This is a genomic window from Stenotrophomonas maltophilia, from assembly GCF_039555535.1.
Classification (GTDB): domain Bacteria; phylum Pseudomonadota; class Gammaproteobacteria; order Xanthomonadales; family Xanthomonadaceae; genus Stenotrophomonas; species Stenotrophomonas maltophilia_Q.
The window spans coordinates 2060454-2080640 of record NZ_CP154630.1 but is presented as its reverse complement, the minus strand read 5'-3'; the positions used below and the strand labels follow the sequence as shown (position 1 = coordinate 2080640).

16 protein-coding genes are annotated in these 20187 nt (G+C 67.3%); 11 read left to right on the top strand and 5 right to left on the bottom strand.

Annotated features, from left to right (window positions below; genetic code table 11):
* Window positions 1–48: 48 nt before the first annotated feature.
* Both AASM09_RS09635 and AASM09_RS09630 read left to right on the top strand, forming a co-directional pair.
* Window positions 49–1821 carry a chloride channel protein gene (locus tag AASM09_RS09635; protein WP_049427174.1) on the top strand — a complete coding sequence of 591 codons (1773 nt, stop codon included), beginning with the start codon at window positions 49–51 and terminating at the stop codon, window positions 1819–1821.
* Window positions 1822–1923: 102 nt separating this feature from the next.
* Window positions 1924–2640: an MgtC/SapB family protein gene (locus AASM09_RS09630; RefSeq protein ID WP_049427162.1), complete on the top strand. Its 717-nt coding sequence runs from the start codon at window positions 1924–1926 to the stop codon at window positions 2638–2640.
* Between the two features lie 73 nt (window positions 2641–2713).
* Here the strand turns inward: AASM09_RS09630 and AASM09_RS09625 are convergent, their stop codons facing one another.
* Window positions 2714–3115 carry a MerR family transcriptional regulator gene (locus tag AASM09_RS09625; protein WP_049427164.1) on the bottom strand — a complete coding sequence of 134 codons (402 nt, stop codon included), beginning with the start codon at window positions 3113–3115 and terminating at the stop codon, window positions 2714–2716.
* A 63-nt stretch (window positions 3116–3178) separates the two neighbouring features.
* On the opposite strand from AASM09_RS09625, the gene AASM09_RS09620 reads away from it, so the two are divergent.
* The gene (locus AASM09_RS09620) at window positions 3179–4006 is read left to right on the top strand and encodes a class I SAM-dependent methyltransferase (RefSeq protein ID WP_049427167.1); all 828 of its coding nucleotides are present in this window, start codon (window positions 3179–3181) and stop codon (window positions 4004–4006) included.
* 85 nt (window positions 4007–4091) lie between these two features.
* Here the strand turns inward: AASM09_RS09620 and AASM09_RS09615 are convergent, their stop codons facing one another.
* From AASM09_RS09615 to AASM09_RS09600, 4 genes are all read right to left on the bottom strand, one after another.
* Complete coding sequence (locus tag AASM09_RS09615) at window positions 4092–4382, bottom strand: DUF6959 family protein (RefSeq protein ID WP_014037513.1); 291 nt, start codon at window positions 4380–4382, stop codon at window positions 4092–4094.
* Window positions 4383–4504: 122 nt separating this feature from the next.
* Window positions 4505–5341 carry an OmpA family protein gene (locus AASM09_RS09610; RefSeq protein ID WP_049427169.1) on the bottom strand — a complete coding sequence of 279 codons (837 nt, stop codon included), beginning with the start codon at window positions 5339–5341 and terminating at the stop codon, window positions 4505–4507.
* A 61-nt stretch (window positions 5342–5402) separates the two neighbouring features.
* Window positions 5403–10949, bottom strand: a complete 5547-nt coding sequence (locus AASM09_RS09605; RefSeq protein WP_100443823.1) for an ESPR-type extended signal peptide-containing protein — start codon at window positions 10947–10949, stop codon at window positions 5403–5405.
* Window positions 10950–11184: 235 nt separating this feature from the next.
* Entirely contained in the window at window positions 11185–12165 is a 981-nt protein-coding gene (locus AASM09_RS09600; RefSeq protein WP_049426693.1) for an AraC family transcriptional regulator, read from the bottom strand.
* Between the two features lie 693 nt (window positions 12166–12858).
* Between AASM09_RS09600 and AASM09_RS09595 the strand changes: the two genes are divergently transcribed.
* The 8 genes from AASM09_RS09595 to AASM09_RS09560 all read left to right on the top strand — a co-directional run bounded on the left by AASM09_RS09595 (window position 12859) and on the right by AASM09_RS09560 (window position 20180).
* On the top strand, window positions 12859–13059 hold the full coding sequence (locus tag AASM09_RS09595) for a Flp family type IVb pilin (RefSeq protein WP_049426692.1): 201 nt from the start codon (window positions 12859–12861) through the stop codon (window positions 13057–13059).
* Between the two features lie 89 nt (window positions 13060–13148).
* Complete coding sequence (locus AASM09_RS09590; RefSeq protein ID WP_049426691.1) at window positions 13149–13694, top strand: A24 family peptidase; 546 nt, start codon at window positions 13149–13151, stop codon at window positions 13692–13694.
* Window positions 13691–14167: a TadE/TadG family type IV pilus assembly protein gene (locus AASM09_RS09585; RefSeq protein ID WP_049426690.1), complete on the top strand. Its 477-nt coding sequence runs from the start codon at window positions 13691–13693 to the stop codon at window positions 14165–14167. Before AASM09_RS09590 ends, AASM09_RS09585 begins: the two co-directional genes overlap by 4 nt.
* 23 nt (window positions 14168–14190) lie before the next feature.
* Entirely contained in the window at window positions 14191–15228 is a 1038-nt protein-coding gene (gene cpaB, locus AASM09_RS09580) for a Flp pilus assembly protein CpaB (RefSeq protein WP_049426689.1), read from the top strand.
* 18 nt (window positions 15229–15246) lie between these two features.
* On the top strand, window positions 15247–16602 hold the full coding sequence (locus AASM09_RS09575) for a type II and III secretion system protein family protein (RefSeq protein WP_049426688.1): 1356 nt from the start codon (window positions 15247–15249) through the stop codon (window positions 16600–16602).
* Between the two features lie 28 nt (window positions 16603–16630).
* Window positions 16631–17887 carry an AAA family ATPase gene (locus AASM09_RS09570; RefSeq protein WP_049426687.1) on the top strand — a complete coding sequence of 419 codons (1257 nt, stop codon included), beginning with the start codon at window positions 16631–16633 and terminating at the stop codon, window positions 17885–17887.
* Window positions 17872–19221, top strand: a complete 1350-nt coding sequence (locus AASM09_RS09565) for a CpaF family protein (protein ID WP_049426686.1) — start codon at window positions 17872–17874, stop codon at window positions 19219–19221. Before AASM09_RS09570 ends, AASM09_RS09565 begins: the two co-directional genes overlap by 16 nt.
* Window positions 19222–19223: 2 nt before the next feature.
* The gene (locus AASM09_RS09560; protein ID WP_049426685.1) at window positions 19224–20180 is read left to right on the top strand and encodes a type II secretion system F family protein; all 957 of its coding nucleotides are present in this window, start codon (window positions 19224–19226) and stop codon (window positions 20178–20180) included.
* The last annotated feature ends 7 nt before the right edge of the window (window positions 20181–20187 follow it).

Genomic DNA, 20187 nt, shown 5'->3' with positions numbered 1-20187 from the left:
GATGCGGTGACGGTGGCGCTCACGGTGGCGGCGTATCATGCCGCCACCATGTCTTCGCCTGTTTCGCCATCGCGCCTGCATCTGGCCTTCCAGGGCCTGCGCCTGCGGCTGCGCGGTAGCGACCTGTGGTTCATCGCGCTGGCGCTGCTGGTCGGCCTGATCGCCGGCTACCTGACCCTGCTGCAGTCCGGCATTGCACGTTGGTTGCAAGGCTCCCTGTACGGGCTGGATGAAGGGATGCGCCTGAGCTCCCTGCCCGCGCTGACCTGGACAGCGCTGCTGGTGCTGCCGCTGGGTGGCCTGCTGGTCGGCCTGGTCAGCCTGGCGGCGACGCGGCTGAAACGGCCCCTGCTCGACGCGGTCGAAGCCAATGCCCTGCACGGTGGCCGCATGTCGATGCGCGACAACCTGATCGTGCTGACCCAGACCCTGCTGTCCAACGGCTGCGGCGCGTCGGTCGGCCTGGAGGCTTCGTATACGCAGATGGGCGCAGGCAGCGGCTCTCAGTTGGGCCGGGTGATGCGCCTGCGCCGGAACGACGTGCGCATCCTGGTCGGTGCCGGTGCCGCCGGCGCCATCGCCGCTGCGTTTGGTGCGCCGCTGGCCGGTGCGTTCTATGCGTTCGAGATCGTCATCGGCGCCTACACCCCGGCCGCGTTGGCGCCGGTGGCGGTGGCCGCACTGGCCGGCGCGTTCGTGGCCGACCAGGCCGGGATCGAGGCCTATCTGCTGCCCGCTGCCTCGACCATCGACGTGCGCGCCGCCGACTACGCCATCTACGGCCTGCTCGGCTGCTGCTGCGCGATGGTCGGCATTGCCATCATGCGCCTGATCGCTTCGATCGAAGGCACGGTCAAGCGCAGCCCGCTGCCCGCGTGGGGCCGGCCGGTGGTCGGCGGCCTGCTGCTGATTCCATTGGCACTGGCCAGCCCGCAGGTGCTGTCGTCCGGCCACGGCGCGCTGCACCTGGACCTGACCACGCATCTCCCGCTGATCTGGATCGGCGGCCTGCTGACCCTGAAGTGCCTGGCCTCTGGCATCTCGCTGGGCTTCGGCTTCCGTGGCGGCCTGTTCTTCGCTTCGCTGTTCATGGGCACCCTGGTCGGCGCGTTGTTCGCCGGCCTGCTGGGCATGGCCACCGGCGTGCCGGTGATCGATGCCACCTCCGCCGCGCTGGCCGGCATGGCCGCACTGGCCGCCGCCGTCGTTGGTGCGCCAATGACCATGGCCATGCTGGTGCTGGAAGGTACTCACGACTTCCTGCTGACCAGCGTGGTGATGAGCGCCGTGCTGGTGTCCAGCACACTGGTGCGGCAATGGTTCGGCTACTCGTTCTCGACCTGGCGCATGCACCTGCGCGGCGAGACCATCAAGAGCGCCCGCGACGTCGGCTGGGTGCAGAACCTCAATGCCGGGCGCCTGATGCGCAAGGGCGTGGCCACCGCCCCGGCCGATCTCGATGTGGCCTCCTTCCGCCAACGCTTTCCACTGGGCTCGGGCACCCGGGTGATCCTGATCGACAGCGAGGGCCACTATGCCGGCATCGTGCAGATTCCACGGGTCTACGGCGATGGCGTGAAGCCGGAAGCCCTGATCGGCGAACTGGCCGAGAACCGTGACGTCTCGCTGGCACCGTCCTCCGACGTGGTCAGCGTGATGCAGCGCTTCGACCAGACCCAGGCCGACGAGCTGGCGGTGGTCGGCGCCGACGGCCAGGTGCTGGGCGTCGTCTCCGAAGCCTTCGTGCGCAAGCGCTACGCCGAAGAACTGGACAAGCGCCAGCGCGAGCTGATGGGCGAGCGGGTGGAGGACACCGACTGACCCCGCAAAGAAGGGGACGGAGGGGATCAAGTCGTTTCTGGCACTTTCGAAATCCAGGCATGGCGTGGATCTACTGTCACCTCGACCGGGTAGACTCCGGCCATGCGCTTCATTGAAACCTTCCAGGCCGGTCCCTTCGCCGACACCGTGGTCAGCCTGCTGGCCGCCTTCGTCCTGGGCACGTTGATCGGTGCCGAGCGCCAATACCGGCAGCGCACCGCCGGCCTGCGCACCAACGTACTGGTGGCCGTAGGCGCGGCCGCCTTCGTCGACCTGGGCATGCGCATCGCCGGCAGCGCCGAAGCCGTGCGGGTGATCTCCTACGTGGTCTCCGGCGTCGGCTTCCTCGGCGCTGGCGTGATCATGAAGGAAGGCATGAACGTGCGCGGCCTCAACACCGCCGCCACCCTGTGGTGCTCGGCGGCGGTGGGCAGCTGCACCGGTGCGGACATGCTGGCCGAAGGCGTGCTGCTGACCGTACTGATCATCGCCGGCAATACCCTGCTGCGGCCGCTGGTAAACGCGATCAACCGCATTCCGATCAACGAGGCCGCCACCGAAGCCACCTATGAAGTGCGACTGAGCGTGGATGCCGAAGCCGTGCCGCGGGTGCGCGAACGGCTGGTCGACGCGCTGGAAGCGGCACAGTACCCGGTAGGCGACGTGCAGGTGGTCGAGCATGCCGACGCGCCCTCCGATGTGATCGCCGTGCTGGTCAGTACCGCTGTGAGTGCCGACGAGCTGGATGTGGTGCTGGCGCGGATGGAGCACGTACCGGGCGTGCTGCATGCCACGTGGGAAGTCAGCACCCGCGATTGATTCATACACGCATGGCGTGGATCTGCCGAAGCCGTGGTGCAGTAGATCCACGCCATGCGTGGATGCCCTCCTCTCACCCACCCATTCGCTGCTGCGCGCGCAACAGTTTCCGGAACGAACCGCACTTCCGGGCATCCTCTGCCTGCGGGCATGCCGCAGCCCGCTGCAGATGCCGCCGTACCCGCTGCAGCTGCGTGATCTGCCGTTGCAGCACCTCGGCCTGCGCCAGCAGCGCCTCGCGATCCAGGGTGATACAGCCCTGCCGTGGCAATGACAGCCCGATCTGCTGCAACGACAGCCCAGCGGCCTGGCCCAGCCCTATCAGTGCCAGCCGTTCCAGCACCTGCTCGTCATACTGCCGTCGCAGGCCACGGCGCCCCAGCGCCTGCAACAGCCCCAGCTGCTCGTAGTAGCGCAGGGTCGAGGCCGGCACCCCGCTGCGCTTCACCACCTCGCCGATATCCAGTTCACGCATGGGCTTGACCTCAAGTCGTCTTCAAGCAGCAACCTATGGGCCACTTCCGGACAAGGCAAGGCCATGGCCAGCACATCCCCCGTTGATCAGAACACCCTCTGGAATGGCCCCAGCGGCCAGATCTGGGTCGCCCAGCAGGCCATCCTCGATGGCCTGTTCCAGCCGATGGCCGACCTGCTGGTCGCCGAGTTGCCAGAAACCGTCACGCAACTGCTCGACATCGGATGCGGCACGGGCGCGAGCCTGCTTGCCGCCGGCGCGGCACGTCCGGCCGCCCACTGCACCGGCGTGGACATCTCCGCACCGATGCTGGCAATGGCGCGCAAGCGCGCGGAAACGGCGGGGCTGGACGCTGACTTCATCGTCGCAGACGCGCAACAGCACCCTCTGCCCTCTGGGCACTTCGACTGGATCCAGTCGCGGTTGGGGGTGATGTTCTTCGAGGATACCGGGGCCGCGTTCGCCAACCAGCATCGTGCAGCCAGGCCGAATTCGGGCCTGCGCTTCATCGCCTGGCGCAGCGCAGAGGAAAACCCGTTCATGACGACCGCCGAGCGGGCCATCGGTGATGAGCTGGATCTGCCACCGCGGAGACCTGGCGCACCCGGGCAGTTCGCCTTCGCCGACGATGAACGCATCCACCACCTGCTGCAGGCCGCCGGCTGGAAGGACGTCGAAGTGACTGCGGTGGCCCTGCCCTGCTCCCTCGCCCGCAATGAACTGCCGACCTATGTGGGGCAGCTCGGTGCACTGGGTCTTGCCCTGCGAGACCTGCCCGGAGAACGCGCCGCTGCACTCCGCGACAAGGCGCTGGCAGCATTCACGCCATTCATCGAGGGCGATCGGGTCCGCGTGGACGCTGCCTGCTGGTTGATCCGCGCACGCGCATGACACAGAAAAGGGGACGGAGGGGATTAAGTCGTCAATGCCCCAGCCGTGCCGGAAACGACTTAATCCCCTCCGTCCCCTTTTTCTTCTACAGCGCCTCGCCGGCGTCGGCCAGGCGCGATTCGATCAGCGCATACCACTGCTGCAACACGTCGATAAGCATGTCCAGCTCGGCGTCGGTGCGCTGTGCGCGCCCGCTGCGCAGGCATGCCTGGGCCTCTTGCAACTGCGCCAGGAACCCGGCCACGGTATCGGCCTGCAGGATCAGCCCTGGCAGGCGCCGCCCGGGAATGCGCACCACGGCATGGTTGCCGAGCTGGCCATACACACTCAGTGTGGCTTCCGTCTTCATGGAAAGAGGCAGGAATTGGGCATTCATCGCGTGCACCATGGAGAAAACCTGAGCCGCCGGCAGGCGTGGTCGACGGGGGAGACGTAACCACGTCCTGCCGGCGGTCAGGGGGGACTCGGTATACCGGGACACTCCCCGGCGCGGGACTGTCAGCGCGGCTGGGCCATCCCGGCGATCTGCACGCGCCGGTTCGGGGCCAGGCACGCGATCAGCTCGCGACGGTTGCGTTGCTCGCACTGCACGATCGGCTCGGCCGCACCCCGCCCTTCGGCACTGATCGCGGTGGCGGGCACCCCGCCCTGCACCAGGGCATTCCGTACGGCCTCGGCGCGGCGCTGCGACAGCGTCTGGTTGTAACTGGCGCTGCCGATGCGATCGGTGTACCCGGTCACCCGGATCGACTGCACCTGCGCGGCCTCGCGCACCTGCGCCAACACCACCTGCACCGCCTGCTGGCCTTCTGCGCTGAGCACGGCGCTGTCAAACCCGAACAGCGCATCGGCAGACAGTCGTAGCGGCTGTTCCGGTAACGGTGCCGGCGGCGGCGGTGCTGGCGGCCGCGGCGGCTCGAGCACGGCCGCGCACGATTCCGGCTTCCAGTAGCCGCCCTGGGCGATGCCCTTGCTGTCGAATCGCACCTGGAACTGGCAGGTGAAGTATTCGGCACCCTGCGCCGTCCGGAAGTTGAACAGGTAGTTCCACTCGCGCACGCCCCACATGCCTTCGTTGAAATGCGGCGTGCCCAACAAGGTGTAGAGCTGGCGCTTGCTCATGCCCGGCGCGAAGCGGCGCAGGTCGGCGACATCGGGATAGATGCCCTCCTTCAGCGAGGCCTTGGAGGCGTCCGGGAAGTGGACGGCGGTGGCTTCGGCCGGACCGTCGGCGGCCGGCGCATGGCTGCGGCACGCGGCCAGCAGCCCCATTCCCAGGATCAGGCCCAGCGTAGCGGCCAGCTGGCCGGTGCGGGCGATGCGATGCTGTTTCATGTCGTTCCCCCTGTAGACGTTTCCGCGATGCCGGGCCGCACCTGCGACCCGGCGGCGGGGATCACCACTGGATGCCGGCACCGACGGCCACGCCGGCCTCGCCACGGCTGTTGGTGGAGCCGCTGAACTTGTAGATCCAGCGACCACCTTCGGAGACTCCGGAGATACCGATCGCCACGCCCGACTCACCGTTGTAGCTGCCGGCTGCGACCGAGGCCATGCTGCGGCCCGCTTCGCTGGGCTGCGGCAGGGCTGCGGTGGCCATCGCCGAAGCGATACCGGCCGAGGCGCGGTTGTCGGTCTTGCGCAGGTCGCGCTCGAAGCCACCCATGCGCTCGTCGGTGTAGGCCTTCGACCAATCCAGGGTCTGTGCCATGCCCGACTTCAACTGGTCCACGTTGACCGCGTCGGTGCCGGCGGTGCCGGCGGCGACATTGCGCACCGTGGTCGGGCCACTGGTGGTGCTGCCAAGGGTCACGCTGTTGAAGTTGGTGGCACCGTTGGTGGTGGTGTCATAGCGGAGGGTGCCCTGCTGCGACGCCTGCAGCTGCCGTACATTGACCGCATCGGTCGCTTGCGTGCCATCGGCCACGTTGACCACCTGGCGTTCCGCACCGCTGGCACCCACCGACACCGTATTGGCACGGTTCGCCACCGAGCCCGCACCCAGCGCCACCGAGTTGTCGGCCTGTGCCTGCGAGCCATTGCCCAGCGCGGTCGAGTTGGCACCCGCCGCGGCGGAACCCGCGCCACCGGCGGCCGAGTTGGCACCACTGGCCGACGGATCGGCCAGGTTGTTGGTGTTGTTGGCGCGGAAGCTGCCGGCCACATTGGTGATGTTCTGGATCTTCTGGTCGGTGTAGGACTTGGACTGGTCGATGGCGTAGTTCACGCCGTTCTTCAGCTGCCCGACATTGGTCGCATCGTGGTCGTCGGAGCCATCAGCAACATGGGTGATCTTGCGCTCGCTGCCGGTGCTGCCCACCGACACCTCACCTGCCGAGTTGCTGGCACCGGTCTGCCCATAGGCACCGGTGTAGCCTGCCTGCGCACCGACGCTGGCCACCGAACCGGCACCCAGCGCCACGCTGTTGCCCGCGCTGGCACTGGCGCCATTGCCGACCGCCACGCTGTTGGCACCTGCGGCACTCGCCTGCGGGCCGACCGCCACCGCCTCCGCGCCGGCCGCCGTTGCAGCCGCTGCCGTCGAGTTCACCGCCAGGTAGGCACTGCCACCGCCACCATTGGTGATGCGCTGGTTGAGGACCTTCAGCGAGCCATCCACGGCGGTGAATGCGGCGGTGACGTTGTTGTAATCACCGCTGGTGAAGGTGCCATCGGTGGCGATGCTGGAGATGCTGAACTTCGGTGCGGTCCACACGTTGGTGGTGCCGTTGTAGGCGGTGGTGCCACCGAAGTAGTTGGCGATGGTGCTGTTCGTGCTGAACAGCTGGTCGCCGGTGATGGCATCACTGCTGCCGGCCAGGATGCTGCCCGCGGCCACGTTGGTCACCTTCACCGCACCGGTGCCGGTGCCCTTCAGCGAGACACTGTTGATCACGTTGCCACTGCCATCGACGTCGTACTTCACCGCCAGCTTGTCGATCTCGCCGGTCTGGTCGGCGACGTTGGCCAGCGAATTGCTGACCGCGTCGAAGGCGGTGCCGACGTCGTTGTAGTTGCCCTTGGTGATCGTGCCGTTGGCGGCCACGTTGTTGATCGAGTAGGTCGGTGCGGTCAGCACGCCGCTGGCGTTGACCGCTGCACCACCACCGAGGTGGGTGGCCACGGCCTGGTTGGCGGCGAACAGCTGTGCACCGTTGATGGCTTCACTGCTGGTGGCACTGACCTGGCCCGGGCCGAGGTTGCGCAGCGTGGTCGCGGTGCCGGTCTGGCCCAGCGTGGCGCTGGCGTAGTTGACGCTGCCGTCGCCGTTGAGGTCGTAGCGCAGGGCGCCCTGCTCGGAAGCCTGCAACTGGCCCACGTTGACCGCATCGGTCGCCGCTGTACCGGCGGCCATGTTGGTGACCTGGCGCTCGGCACCGGCCGCGCCGATGGAGACACTGTTGGCACGATCGGCCAGGCTGCCGGCACCGACCGCGATGCTGTTGGCGGCGGTGGCGCGGGCATTGGTGCCGACTGCAATCGAGTCGGTGCCACTGGCCAGGGCCTCGATACCGGTCGAGTTCACCCGCAGGTACTTGGTGCCACCGTTACGGATGTCGGTGATCTGCGTGTTGAGGTTGACCAGCGAGCCATCGACAGCGGCGAAGGCATCGGTGGCGTTCTCATACAGGCCCTTGGCGATGGCACCACCGGTGGAGATGCTGCTGATCTCGAACAGCGGTGCGGTGAAGACACCACTGGCCGGGTCGAACGCCGCGCGGCCACCGAAGAAGCTGGCGATGGCTGCATTGGTACCAGCCAGCTGGCCACCGTTGACCGCCTCCAGGCTGCCTGCGGTGATCGCGCCGCCGGCCAGGTTGCCGATGGTGGTGGTGCCGGTACCGGCGCCGAGGGTGACCCGGCGGTAGTTCGGATTGCCACCGGCATCCAGGTCGTAGGTCACCGCGGCATCGGCCACGCCGTTGATCAGGCTGATCGCACCCTTCAACTGGGCCACGTTGACCGCATCGGTGTTGACACTGCCGGCAGCCACGTTGGTGATCTGGCGCTCGCCGCCACCGGCGGTGCCCACTGACACTTCACCGGCCGAGACCTGCGGCGCAGTGAGGCCATACGCGGTGTAGCTGGCCTGCGCGCCGCGCAGTGCGGCCGAACGGTAGCCCAGTGCCACCGAGTTGGCCTGGTTGGAGGTGGCCTCAGCACCCAGCAGGGTCTGGCCGTTGGCGGTACCCACGGCACTGTCACCCACGATCACCGAATGGCCCATGCGTGCAGCGTAGTCGGCGGTCGGCACACCGGTCGGGTTGCTCGGGTCGTTGACCCCATCACCCGGGAAGGCAACGTTGGCATCAACCTTCGGCAGCTCGTGACGTGCGTTGGCACCGATCACCACTTCCTTCGAACCGTTGGCGAACGCACCGTCGCCCATCAGCACCTGGTAGTCCTGCGCGGCGTTGACCGCCCAGCACGAGATGTCGGCCAGGGCGACGTCCAGGCACTTGGCGGCCCAGGCAGGCGAATCCTTCGGCAGCAGCAGGCCCAGCAGGCCGCCCGGATTGCCGTTGTTGATGTTGTAGATGTAGCTGTCGGAGGTCACGCCACCGATCAGGGTCAGGTGCGAGCTGCCACCGGTAACGGCACCACCCAGCCCGTTGAGGGTGCTGCCGACCGGCGACAGGTTCACTACCGGCAGGCCCAGCACGTTGACCGTCGAGTAGGTCTGCATCACGTTGGCATTGCTGAGCTTGAGGTTGCCGTTGCTCAGGTAGCCGTTGCCGCCGAACAGGCTGGTGGTGGTCGGCCCGATCAGCTGGCCGACATTGCCGACCAGGCCACCGGTGCCGATGATCAGGCCCGCATTCGGATCCGCCGCGGCAGGGGCCTTCGGGCTGGTGGGGGGAATCGCGGAGGGCTTGGTCAGGCCCAGGCCGCTCAGCGTGCCACCGACCAGGCCACCGACCGCGCTGCCCAGATTGCCAAGGGTGCCATTGAGGTTGCCGTTGAGCAGGTTGCCCACGGCGCTGCCGACGTTGCCGAGCGTATTGCCCAGCAGGCCCCCCAGGCCCGTGCCGGAACCGGTGGCGCCATTAAGCAGGCCGCCGACGGAACCGACCGTGTTGTTGAGCGTGCCGCCCACTGCGCCGCCCACACTGCCGACGGTGCCATTGAGAGCTCCGCCAACAGCGCCTCCGACCGCGCCGACAGTGCCTGCCGCACCATTCAATGCGCCACCTACGGCGCCCACAGTGTTGTTGAGCGTGCCGCCTACGCTGCCGACAGTGCCGTTGAGGGCTCCACCCACCGCACCGCCGACGGTGCCTACGGCGCCATTCAGTGCGCCACCCACGGCGCCTACAGTGTTGTTGAGCGTGCCGCCTACGGCACCACCCACACTGCCGACGGTGCCGTTGAGGGCTCCGCCCACCGCGCTGCCAACCGTGCCCACAGCGCCATTCAGTGCGCCACCCACGGCGCCCACCGTGTTGTTGAGCGTGCCGCCCACGGCGCCACCCACGCTGCCGACGGTGCCATTGAGCGCTCCGCCAACTGCACCACCGACGGTGCCGACGGCGCCGTTCAGTGCGCCGCCGACGGCGCCTACGGTGTTATTGAGCGTGCCACCCACCGCACCGCCCACACTGCCGACGGTGCCATTGAGCGCTCCGCCAACTGCACCACCGACGCTACCGACCGTGCCGACGGCGCCATTCAGTGCGCCACCCACGGCGCCTACCGTGTTGTTGAGCGTGCCGCCTACGGCGCCGCCCACACTGCCGACGGTGCCGTTGAGGGCTCCCCCCACCGCACCGCCGACGGTGCCTACGGCGCCATTCAGTGCGCCACCCACGGCGCCTACAGTGTTGTTGAGCGTGCCGCCTACGGCACCACCCACACTGCCGACGGTGCCGTTCAGGGCTCCGCCCACCGCGCTGCCGACCGTGCCCACAGCTCCATTCAGTGCGCCACCCACGGCGCCCACAGTGTTGTTGAGCGTGCCGCCCACGGCGCCGCCCACACTGCCAACGGTGCCGTTGAGGGCTCCGCCGACCGCGCCACCGACCGTACCGACCGTGCCGTTGAGCGCGCCACCGACGGCGTTGCCCGCGGCGCCGACCACGCCGCCCACCAGCCCCCCGACACCCAATGCGCTGTTCTGCGCCGCAACCATTGCCTGGCCCGCCAGCTTCAGATTGCGATCGGCAACCACTTCCTGGCCATCCGGCGCCTGCACGCGCACCTTGCCGGCTGCACCGGCATCGAATGCGGCAGTGATCGCCCGATCGTGGGTTTCTCCCGGCAGTTCCTCCTTGGCGGGCAGCGTGATCGCCGCCGTCGCCTTCGCCTGGCCCTGGGCGTCGATCTGATGGCCCGCCACTTTCAGCTTCGAATCCAGCGCGCCATCTACAGAAGCCTTCAGGCCCCGCAGTGCACCAGCCGGCGCGCCGCTGATGCCGGCGGCCGCTTTTGCACCGGTATCGATGGATGCCACCTGCGCACCGCCGAGGCCGATGTTGGCTTTCGCGTGGACATCCGCAGCAAGCCCCGGGACGGCGACCTGCTTCGGCGCCGTGTTCGCGGCCAGCTTCACCTGCACGGTGGCCGGCAGCACGTCACGCACCACCGGCAGCGCCGCGGTGCTCAACTGCAGGCCGACGCGCGCATCCGCGCTGATTGCCGGGCTGCTCTGGGCCTGGCTTGCGGCAGCCGCAAGGGCCACCTCGGCATCGACCTTGACCGGCATGGGCTGGGTGTACTTGGCTGCAAGTGCCTGCAGATCACGCAGCGACTGATTGGATTCGGAGGCCCCTGCGTGGCCACTGGCCAGTGCACACAGCAGGGCCAGGGCGAGCGTGGTGGGCATCAGCAGGAAGGCGCGCGGATCCCGCGCGGCACTGCCACCGCTGTCGCCGGTGGCCAGTTCGGAGGCCACGACCAGAGCATTGAGCTGGCGGTTCCATACACGCCGGTAGATGCGATTCATGAGCACTTCCCCCGTAGGCGAACAACTGGAATGTCAGTGGACTTGCCGTTTGGCAGGTGATTGACATTTCAGCGCTCGCGGCGGCGGCTGCGCACTTCATTCCGGCACGGCAATCGCGCATTCCGGCAAATCCACGGCCGGAATCGGCAGCGGGTTATGCAGAAGCGGCAACGATATCGGCAAGCGCATGGGCAATTCCGGCAGAAACCACCCCGAAACCCTTGCGGCGCTTGATTCAGGCCGGCTGGCCGATCTGCGCGGGAGCGCGCATCAGCGTATCGCGCGGCAGTTCGCCGAAGACCTTGCGGTAATTGTCGGCAAAGCGGGAGAGATCCCAGAGGCCGCAGCTGAGGGCGATCGCCTTCACCGAACGGCGGCTGGAATCGGCCATCGACAGGCTGCGACAGGCAGCACAGAGGCGCAGCATGGACAGATAGCGGTTGGGCGAGGTTCCGAACAGATCCTCGAAGGCATAGCGCAGGCCGCGTTCGCTGACACCCGCCGCGTCGCATATCTCGTTCATGTAGATATTGCGGCGCAGGTTGAGCCGCATGAAGTTCTCCGCCCGCTGCGCGATCAGATAATGCGTGCGCCGCGCGCGGCTGCAACCAGGGCGATCGGCGGCGCCTGCACCGAGCAGGGCCTGCACGTGCTCGTGCAGCAATCGTTCGGTTTCTTCCGGCTGCAGGCCAGCACCCTGGCCGAGCTGAAGATGCAGCTGCTGATAATGATGGGCAAGTGGTGCCGAATCGTTCGCCAGATTGAACAGTGAAAGCGCCTGGCCCGCGGGCGGCGTGCTGCGCAGGCTCAGTTCGGTCAACTTGCGTTGCACCCGTGCGACCGGCACCAGCATCAGGGTCATGTGCGTACCTGGGCTCAGCGTGAACTCGCTGATGCCTTCGGGCATCACCGTCAGCGCCATCCCCGGTGTAAGCGGCACCCCGTGGCACCAACTCAGTGTTTCATCGGTCGCGTGCAGATACCCTAGCATCGCCCAGTCAGGTGGCAGCATGAAGCGGCCACGGCAATGGAAGCCGCAACTGATGCTGCAGAACAGGGCTTCCTCATGCACGCGCGAAACAAAGGCCGCCCGCGGCCCGTTGCCATCGAGCAGCAGCAGTTCGACATCGCATACACGAAGCACGCCACTCAGCGTCGCCAGATCAATCGATCGCAGGCCGCTGTCGTCGCTGTCTTCTACCCCACCATCGACCATGACAGTGTCGTCCCCCCGTTGATCCGCAACACGCTGCGGCCCCCACTGCCTGACAGGGCCACACCATTCCTCCAGGAACCTTCGCCATTGCCGGGATCGCTGCGGCCGGTGCCGCACGACCAACCCGATTGAAAGCAGCAACCTGGAACCGAGTATGCCCGATAATCATCGAAGGTAAACCCGAACCCTGCATTGAAGAAAATAGATACACAGATGAAGAAAATGTGGTCGCCAGTGGCACGATTTTCGCATGCGCCATTTGCGACATCACATTATCTGCACGTCGATGAATCGTTTTGCCAGCGAACGGATATACGTCACAGAAACAGCCTGAAAGTCTAAGGGTCGGCGCGTTTCTGCCGAATTTGCATATAGGTTCCAGTTGCAGCCAACCGCCATTCAGGCAAAGTCGATGACACGGTGATCCGGTCGCTTCAAAACGACCACACCTGGGGGAGCGCATGGCCACGACCGTATCGCGGAACAGTTCGACCACCGGCGCAGCGCCGCGTGGTCGCGACGTTGCGGCCGGCATTTTCCCCGGGGCCGATTACCCAGAATGAGCACGGCGGGGCATTCCCGCCATGCCACCCCGCCAGGATGTGCGGGGCCCACGGACGATCCCGGCGGAGCCGGGCCACCGCCCAACAGGTGTCCTGCATCTGCAGACAACAAGTAGAGGGAGACAAGGCCATGAACGCATCCATCCGCAAGTTCCTGAAGGAAGAAGATGGCGTCACCGCGCTCGAGTACGGGCTGCTGGCCGCCGTCATCGCCGGCATCCTGATCGCGGTCGGCAACAAGGAGATCAAGGGGTTCTTCGAGACGCTGTTCAAGAACCTCTCCGACCTTGCCACCAAGGCCTCCGGGTCGGCACCTGCGACCGGCGGCTGAGCCTGCGTGCATCGCACGTCCCTGCAGCGGTGCTGGGATGTGCCCGGTGGCAACTGCAGACTGTCCAATGACGGACGACGGAGTGTGCGATGACGTTGCTGGGACTATTGGCCATCGGCGTGTGCCTGCGGATCGCGATCAGCGACCTGTATGCCCGCCGGGTGCCCAATGCCTGGCTGTTGTCTGCATCCGCCATTGCCATCGCATTGATCATCGCGGGACAGTTCAGCGCGCCGCGCCAGCCGTGGCTTGACCACGCAGCGGGCGCGGCGCTCGGCCTGGTGGCCCTGCTGCCGTTCTATGCCATCCGCTGGATGGGCGCCGGCGACGTCAAGTTCTTCGCGGTACTGGGCCTGATGCTGGGCTGGAAGGCCCTGCTGCCGATCTGGGTGGTGGCAAGTCTCGCGGCCGGCCTGCACGCGGCAGTGATCATTATTGGCCGCCGTTTGGGCGTGATGCTACCCACGGGCCTTCAGATGCAGGTCAACCGCGCCAGCAGCCAATGGCAATCGCACCCCGCCCTGCGCGACATGCAGGCCGCCCGCCAGGGACGACAGGGCATTCCCTATGCAGCCTACCTGGCCATCGCCGGCATCGGCTGGGTTCTGGCAAGCGTCTATGGAGGTGTGGCATGAGCATCCACAATCCACGGCTTCAACGCGGCGTGGCCAGCATCGAATTTGCCCTGATGCTGATGCTGGGCCTACTGCCACTGCTGCTGTTCACATTCTCCGGCGTGATGATCATGGCCGCGCAACAGACGTTGGCGACGGCCTCGGCCGAGGGCGCTCGCGCTTCATTGCGCTATGGCAGCGCCAATGAACGGCGTACTGCAGCCTGCCTCGCAGCCCGCAGTTCGATGCAGTGGCTGTTGAAATTCTCTGGACAGGGTGTCGACTGCAGCAATGGCGGCAGCAACGCCATCGTGGTCTCCGCGCAGGCCCCCTGCGCCGGCCTGGCCACTGCCCAGTGCATGACGGTGACGGTCAGCTATGACTACGCCAGCCATCCCTTCCTGCCGGGCACCGCCACGCTTTACAAGTGGGTGATGCAGGCTCCCATCCGTAGTGTCGCGGTCGCCCAGCTCGACCTCGGCAGCGGCAACTGACGATCGGTACAGGAGACGGTTCCATGCTCAAGTTGACCCGCATCGCTGCCGTCGCCCTGATCGGGCTGGCCGTGCTGCTGGCAGTGATCGCCCTGATGATCGGGCGCAAACCGGCCGCGCCAGCGACGGCCGCGCCCGTCGCGCACAGCGAAGCCCAGGCGATCACCGTGGTCGAAGCCGTGGCCCGGCTGCCTGCCGGTGAACCGATCACCGCCAACGGCCTGCGCCTGGCGCAGCGAACCACGGCAGTAGCCGGTGCAGCCACCAGCATCTCTGCCGTAGTCGGCAAGGTACCAGTGCAGGACATTGCCGAGGGCACCGCCATCAGCAGCAACGCCCTGGCACAGGGATTCTCGCTGCAGCTGCGCCCGGGCGAACGCGCACTGGCCGTTCCGGTGGATGAACTGGTCGGCGCCGGAAACCGCATCCTGCCGGGTGATTTCGTCGATGTCTTCCTCAACCTGCGCGATGCCCAGCCCAACGCCAGCGGTCCGGCAGAGGCCGCGCAGACCCGCCTGCTGCTGTCACGGCTGCGCGTGCTCAGCTACGGCCAACAGGACATCGCTCCGGTCACCGGCGATGCCGTCGCCGGCAACGAAGGCGATACCCGCAACGACCCCCGCGCCGCGGACATCACCGGCAATGGCAGCAGCCATGGCTCGGGCAACGAGGCCACCCAGCCGGCACGCAGCGCGGTGCTGGCAGTGCCGGTGGCCGATGCCAACCGGCTGCTGCTGGGTGCGCAGCAGGGAAAGCTGTTCCTGGCCCTGCGCAACCCGGCTGATACGGGGCAACCCGACCTTGCACTGTTTCCACAGGCGCGTGGCGTGATCGATCCTTTGCGTGGACTCGATGCCGAACAGCAGCTCGCGCTGCAGCGGCCGGAGAACCATGCCTTCGCCGGCATCGATGGTGACGCCCTGGCCGGCCGCGGCAACACGCCGGCCCGCAGCACCCCGGGGATCCCGGCGCGTGCGCCGCCGACTCGGCGCAGCGCACCGCGTGCGTCGGGCATCGAGATCATCCGTGGCGACAGCTCCGCCCCCCGTGGTTCCCTTTGACCTGCATCGAGCGCATCCATGACCGAACGCCTCCGCCCACGCCCCTCCCCTCGCCAGCGCTGGCTGGCCCTGCTGCTGGTGCTGCTGGCTCCGGCGACAAGCGTGGCCGCCGACGATCTCGTGCTGCAGGCGCGTGAGCAGCGCCCATGGACCCTCCCGGCCGACCTGGAACGGGTGGCCATCGCCGATCCGGGCGTCGCCGACATCGTGATGCTGCGTGGGCAGCGCCAGGCGCTGCTGGTCGGGAAGGCGCCGGGTACGACCACCCTCCTGCTGTGGCACCGCAAGCAGGCCGAGCCGCAACGCCTGCAGGTGCGCGTACAGAGTGCCGTGCAGGGCGCGGCAGACGCGGGCTCGAATGGGCTGGTGTTCACCCAGCAGGACAACCAGGGCCTGCTGCAGGGAAGCACCGACAGCGTGCTCTCGCACATGCAGGAACAGAAGACCGCCGCCATGGCGCTGGGCAAGGACGGGCTGCTTGCCGACGCCTCGACGGTCAGCAGCGGCGGCGTGGTCCAGGTCGAGGTCAAGGTGGTCGAATTCAACAAGACCGCGTTGAAGCAGATCGGCATCAGCTTCCAGAACCGCAATGGCAACTTCGCCTACGGCTTCGCCCGCCCGGGCGGCCAGCTGCCGGGCAATACCGGCATCCTGCCCGGCATGAAGGAAGGCAACTCCGGCAATGAGTCCGAGTCGCCCATTTCCTCGGCGTTCCGGCTGGTGTTCGGCTCGACCAAGGGCCTGTGGAACGCCGATGTCGACCTGCTGCAGAGCAACGGCATGGCGCGCGTGCTGGCCGAACCTACCCTGGTTGCATTGTCCGGCCAGAGCGCCAGCTTCCTGGCAGGCGGCGAACTGCCGATCCTGGAACCGCAGGGCCTGGGCACCACCACCATCACCTACAAGCCGTTCGGCATCGGCCTGACCGTGACCCCGACGGTGCTGGCCCCCAACCGCATCGCGCTGAAGGTCGCACCGGAAGCCAGTGATCTGGACTACAGCAACGCCATTGCCCTCAACGGCGTGCAGATTCCATCGATCACCACGCGCCGTGCCGACACCACGGTCGAACTGGGTGACGGCGAGAGCTTCGTGATCGGTGGCCTGGTCAGCTCCAATGTCGTCTCCAACGTCGGCAAGATTCCCTTGCTTGGCGACCTGCCGATCATCGGTTCGTTCTTCCGCAACTTCGACTACAAGCGACAGGACAAGGAGCTGGTGATCATCGTCACGCCGCGGCTGGTGCAGCCGCTGGCGCGCAATACCGAGCTGCCGTTGCCTGGCGAACGCGAAGCCAGGCCGAACCTTCCCGAGTGGGGGGCGTGGCTGCTTGGCCCGATCAGCCAGGATCCGGTACCTGGCTTCTCACGCTGATTCCCATGATGCCTGCGATACCACGCCCATGCCCTACGCCACCGCCCAGCCGCTGCATCCGCAAGGACCGCCGATGAATCTGGTCCTGTACGGAATGGATCGCGAACTGCTGCCCCGGCTGGCGGCGAAACTGCCGCCGACCACCACCCTGCACTGGCAGGACAGCAGCATGCCGACCTCCGCACAGGACCTGCAGCGCGGGCCACAGAGCCTGGTGCTGCTCGACTTCCGCCCGGAACACGCCGCGGCCTCCAGCCTGCTGGCGCAACAGCTGCAGCAGACCCAACCCGACCTGCCCCTGGTCGCCGTCGGCGCCACCAGCGCCGCCCAGGTCGAAGGCGTGGTGATCGCGCTGCGTGCCGGCCTGCGCGATGTGCTGGACCTGGACAGCGACAACATCGGCATCGAGGCTGCATTGCGTCGTGCCCTGTCGCCACGTCCAGCCGCCACCGCCCAGCACGCGCACAAGGCGCGCCTGATCGTCCTGCTGGGCGTGCGTGCCGGGGTCGGCACCAGCACCCTTGCCGCGCATCTTTCGGTACTGGCCCAGCAGACCCGCGCATTGGCCCAGGGCGAGGCCCTGCAGCAGGACGGCCTGTTGATGGAACTGGCGCAGCCGTCCGGCGACCTGGCGCTGTACCTCAACCTGGACAGCCGCTTCCACTACGAAGATGCACTGCGCAACGCCAGCCGCATCGACGCCACCCTGGCCCGGACGGCGATGGCCCGCCATGACACCGGCCTGGTGCTGCTCGACCGCGCCAGCGGCAGTGATGCCGTGCCGCCGTCGGACCCGGGCGCACTGCTGCAGCGCCTGCGCAGCGTGTTCGCCAGCGTGCTGTGCGATGCCGGTGGCTGCCCGCTGCGGCAGATGCCGCCCCTGCTGCTGGACCAGGCCGACGAGATCTGGCTGGTCACGGACGCTTCGATCGCCACGCTGGTTTCGCTCGACCAGGCCTTGAAGCACCTGGCCGGCCAGCGCGAACGGGAGAAGCGGCTGCAACTGGTGATCAACCGCCACGACGACAGCAGCGGCATGAGCCCCGAGCAGATCGCGCGCCGATTCGAAGTGCCACTGCTGGCCACGCTGCCCGAGCGCCCGCGCGTGCGCCTGGCGGCCAGCCAGGGGCATCTGCTGCTGCAGGACGCACCGCGCGACCCCTACCTGCGTGCCCTCGCCCCGCTCGTCTCGCGCCTGGATCCGGCTGCCTGCCCGGTCCAGGCCCATGGCCTGCGGGAAAGACTCTCCCTTGCCCTGGGTGGATCGCAATGGAAGACAAGGTAACCCCGTTCCCGCATGCCGCCACCCGCCCGGTGCTGCCCGACAGCGCCCCGGGCCACCTGCCGTTCGCGCAGACCGAGCAGTACCAGAAGGTGCTGTCGGCCGCCCACGAACACCTGCTCAACAGCATCGAAGACGAGCGCATCGACATCGATTCCTGGGCGCCTGACACCATCGCCCGCTGGGTGCAGGTGCAGACGGTGGGCTTCATCCAGGAATGGCGCATCCCGATCAACGAGGAGGAGATGCAGGTGGTCGCAGAAGGACTGGTCAAGGAGCTGACCGGCTTCGGCCCGCTTGACGACCTGCTGCATGACCCGACGATCGAAGACATCCTGATCAACGGATTCAAGGATGTGCACGTCTCGCAGGGAGGGCAGCTCAAGCGCGCCACCCAGCGCTTCACCGACGACACCCACCTGCTGCGCATCCTGCGCCGCATCCTCGCGCCGCTGGGCCGCCGCCTGGATGACTCCAATCCGATGGTCGACGCACGCTTGCCCAACGGCGGCCGCCTCAACGCGATCATCTCGCCGCTGGCGGTGGATGGGCCGATGGTCTCCATCCGCAAGTTCCGCAAGGACCCGTTCACCCCCGACGAGCTGCTGGCCAAGGGCACCTTCGATGCGCCGATGCAGGCGCTTCTGAAGGCGATGGTGCTGGGCCGCTGCAACATCCTGGTGTCCGGCGGCACCAGCTCGGGCAAAACGTCGCTGCTGAACGCCCTGGCCAGCTACGTACCGCCCAACGAGCGCGTGATCACGGTCGAAGACACAGCCGAGCTGTCACTCAACCATCCGCACGTGGTCCGCCTGGAAAGCCGCATCGGTGGTGCCGAAGGCCATGGCGCGGTGAGCATCCGCGACCTGGTCCGCAACAGCCTGCGCATGCGCCCGGACCGCATCGTGGTCGGTGAGGTGCGTGGTGCCGAAGTGCTGGAGATGCTGCAGGCCATGAACACCGGCCACGACGGATCGATGGCAACCATCCACGCCAACTCACCCCGTGACTGCCTGTACCGCATCGAGATGCTGGCCGGTTTCGCCGGGTTCCAGGGCAGCGAGGACAGCCTGCGCCGGCAGATCGCCAGCGCCATCGACTTCATCGTGCAGATATCGCGGTTGGGCAGCGGCCGGCGCGTGCTGGTCTCGATCACGGAAATCACCGGTGTCAGCGACAACCTGATCACGACCCAGGAGATGTTCCGTCACGAACTGCAGATCGACGGCAATGGCAAGGAAACCGACCGCTGGATCGGACTGGGCTTCCATCCGCACTCGCACAAGCTGGAACCGTTCCGCCAGCAGTTGCGCGAATCGTTGTACGGAGACTTCTGAGCATGGGCACGGGCCTGCTGCTGGGTGTACTGAGCATCATCTCGGTGCTGCTGGCGCTTGCGGTGTGGCTGTGGGGCACCGCCAGCAACCGCGAACAGCGCCAGGCCTCGCTGCAGCACGCCGAGCAGCAGCTGGCTCGCGGAGGTGCCAGTGGCGGAGCACCGGCCGGGGCATCGGTGGCCGCCGCCAACGACCCGGCGCGACCTGCAAGTGCCGGGCGCCGGGTGCTGCCGCTGGATGGCCTGCTGCAACGTGCGGGCCTGCAGACGGGCTGGAAGCTGCCCCTCATGCTGCTGGTGCCGGGGCTGGTGCTCTCGGTCGTGGCGATGCTGAGGCTCGGCACGGCGTGGATGTTCCCCCTGACCCTGCTGCTGTACCTGTTGGGCTGCTGGCTGTGGGTCATGCGCCGCACCACGAAACTGCGTGCACAGCTGCTGCACCAGCTGCCCGACTTCCTCGACAACCTGGTGCGGTTGACCGCACTCGGCAACAGCCTGCAGGCGGCGTTCCAGGTGGCGTCGATGCAGACCAGCGCGCCGCTGCGCGGACTGCTGGACACCACCGTGCGCTACGCACGCAGCGGCATGGACCTGGACCGTGCCTTGAGCCTGGCGGCGCAACCCTACCGGATGGACGTGCTCAAGGTACTGTCCGTGGTGATCGGCGTCAGCGTGCGCATCGGCGGGCGCTCCGATCAGATCCTGCAGCGCATGGGCGATTTCATGCGCGACCTGGAGCAGGCCCAGCAGGAGCTGGCCGCGACCACGTCGGAAACGCGCATGTCGGCCTGGGTGCTCGGCCTGCTGCCACCGGCCAGCGCGGTGCTGATGGCGATTTCCAGCCCTGAGTTCTTCCAGCCGGTGCTGCACGATCCGCTGGGTCACAAGATCCTGCTGATCGCGCTCGGGCTGGAGCTGTTTGGCGCCTTCCTGCTCTATCGCCTGGCCAAGTCGCTATGACCACCGG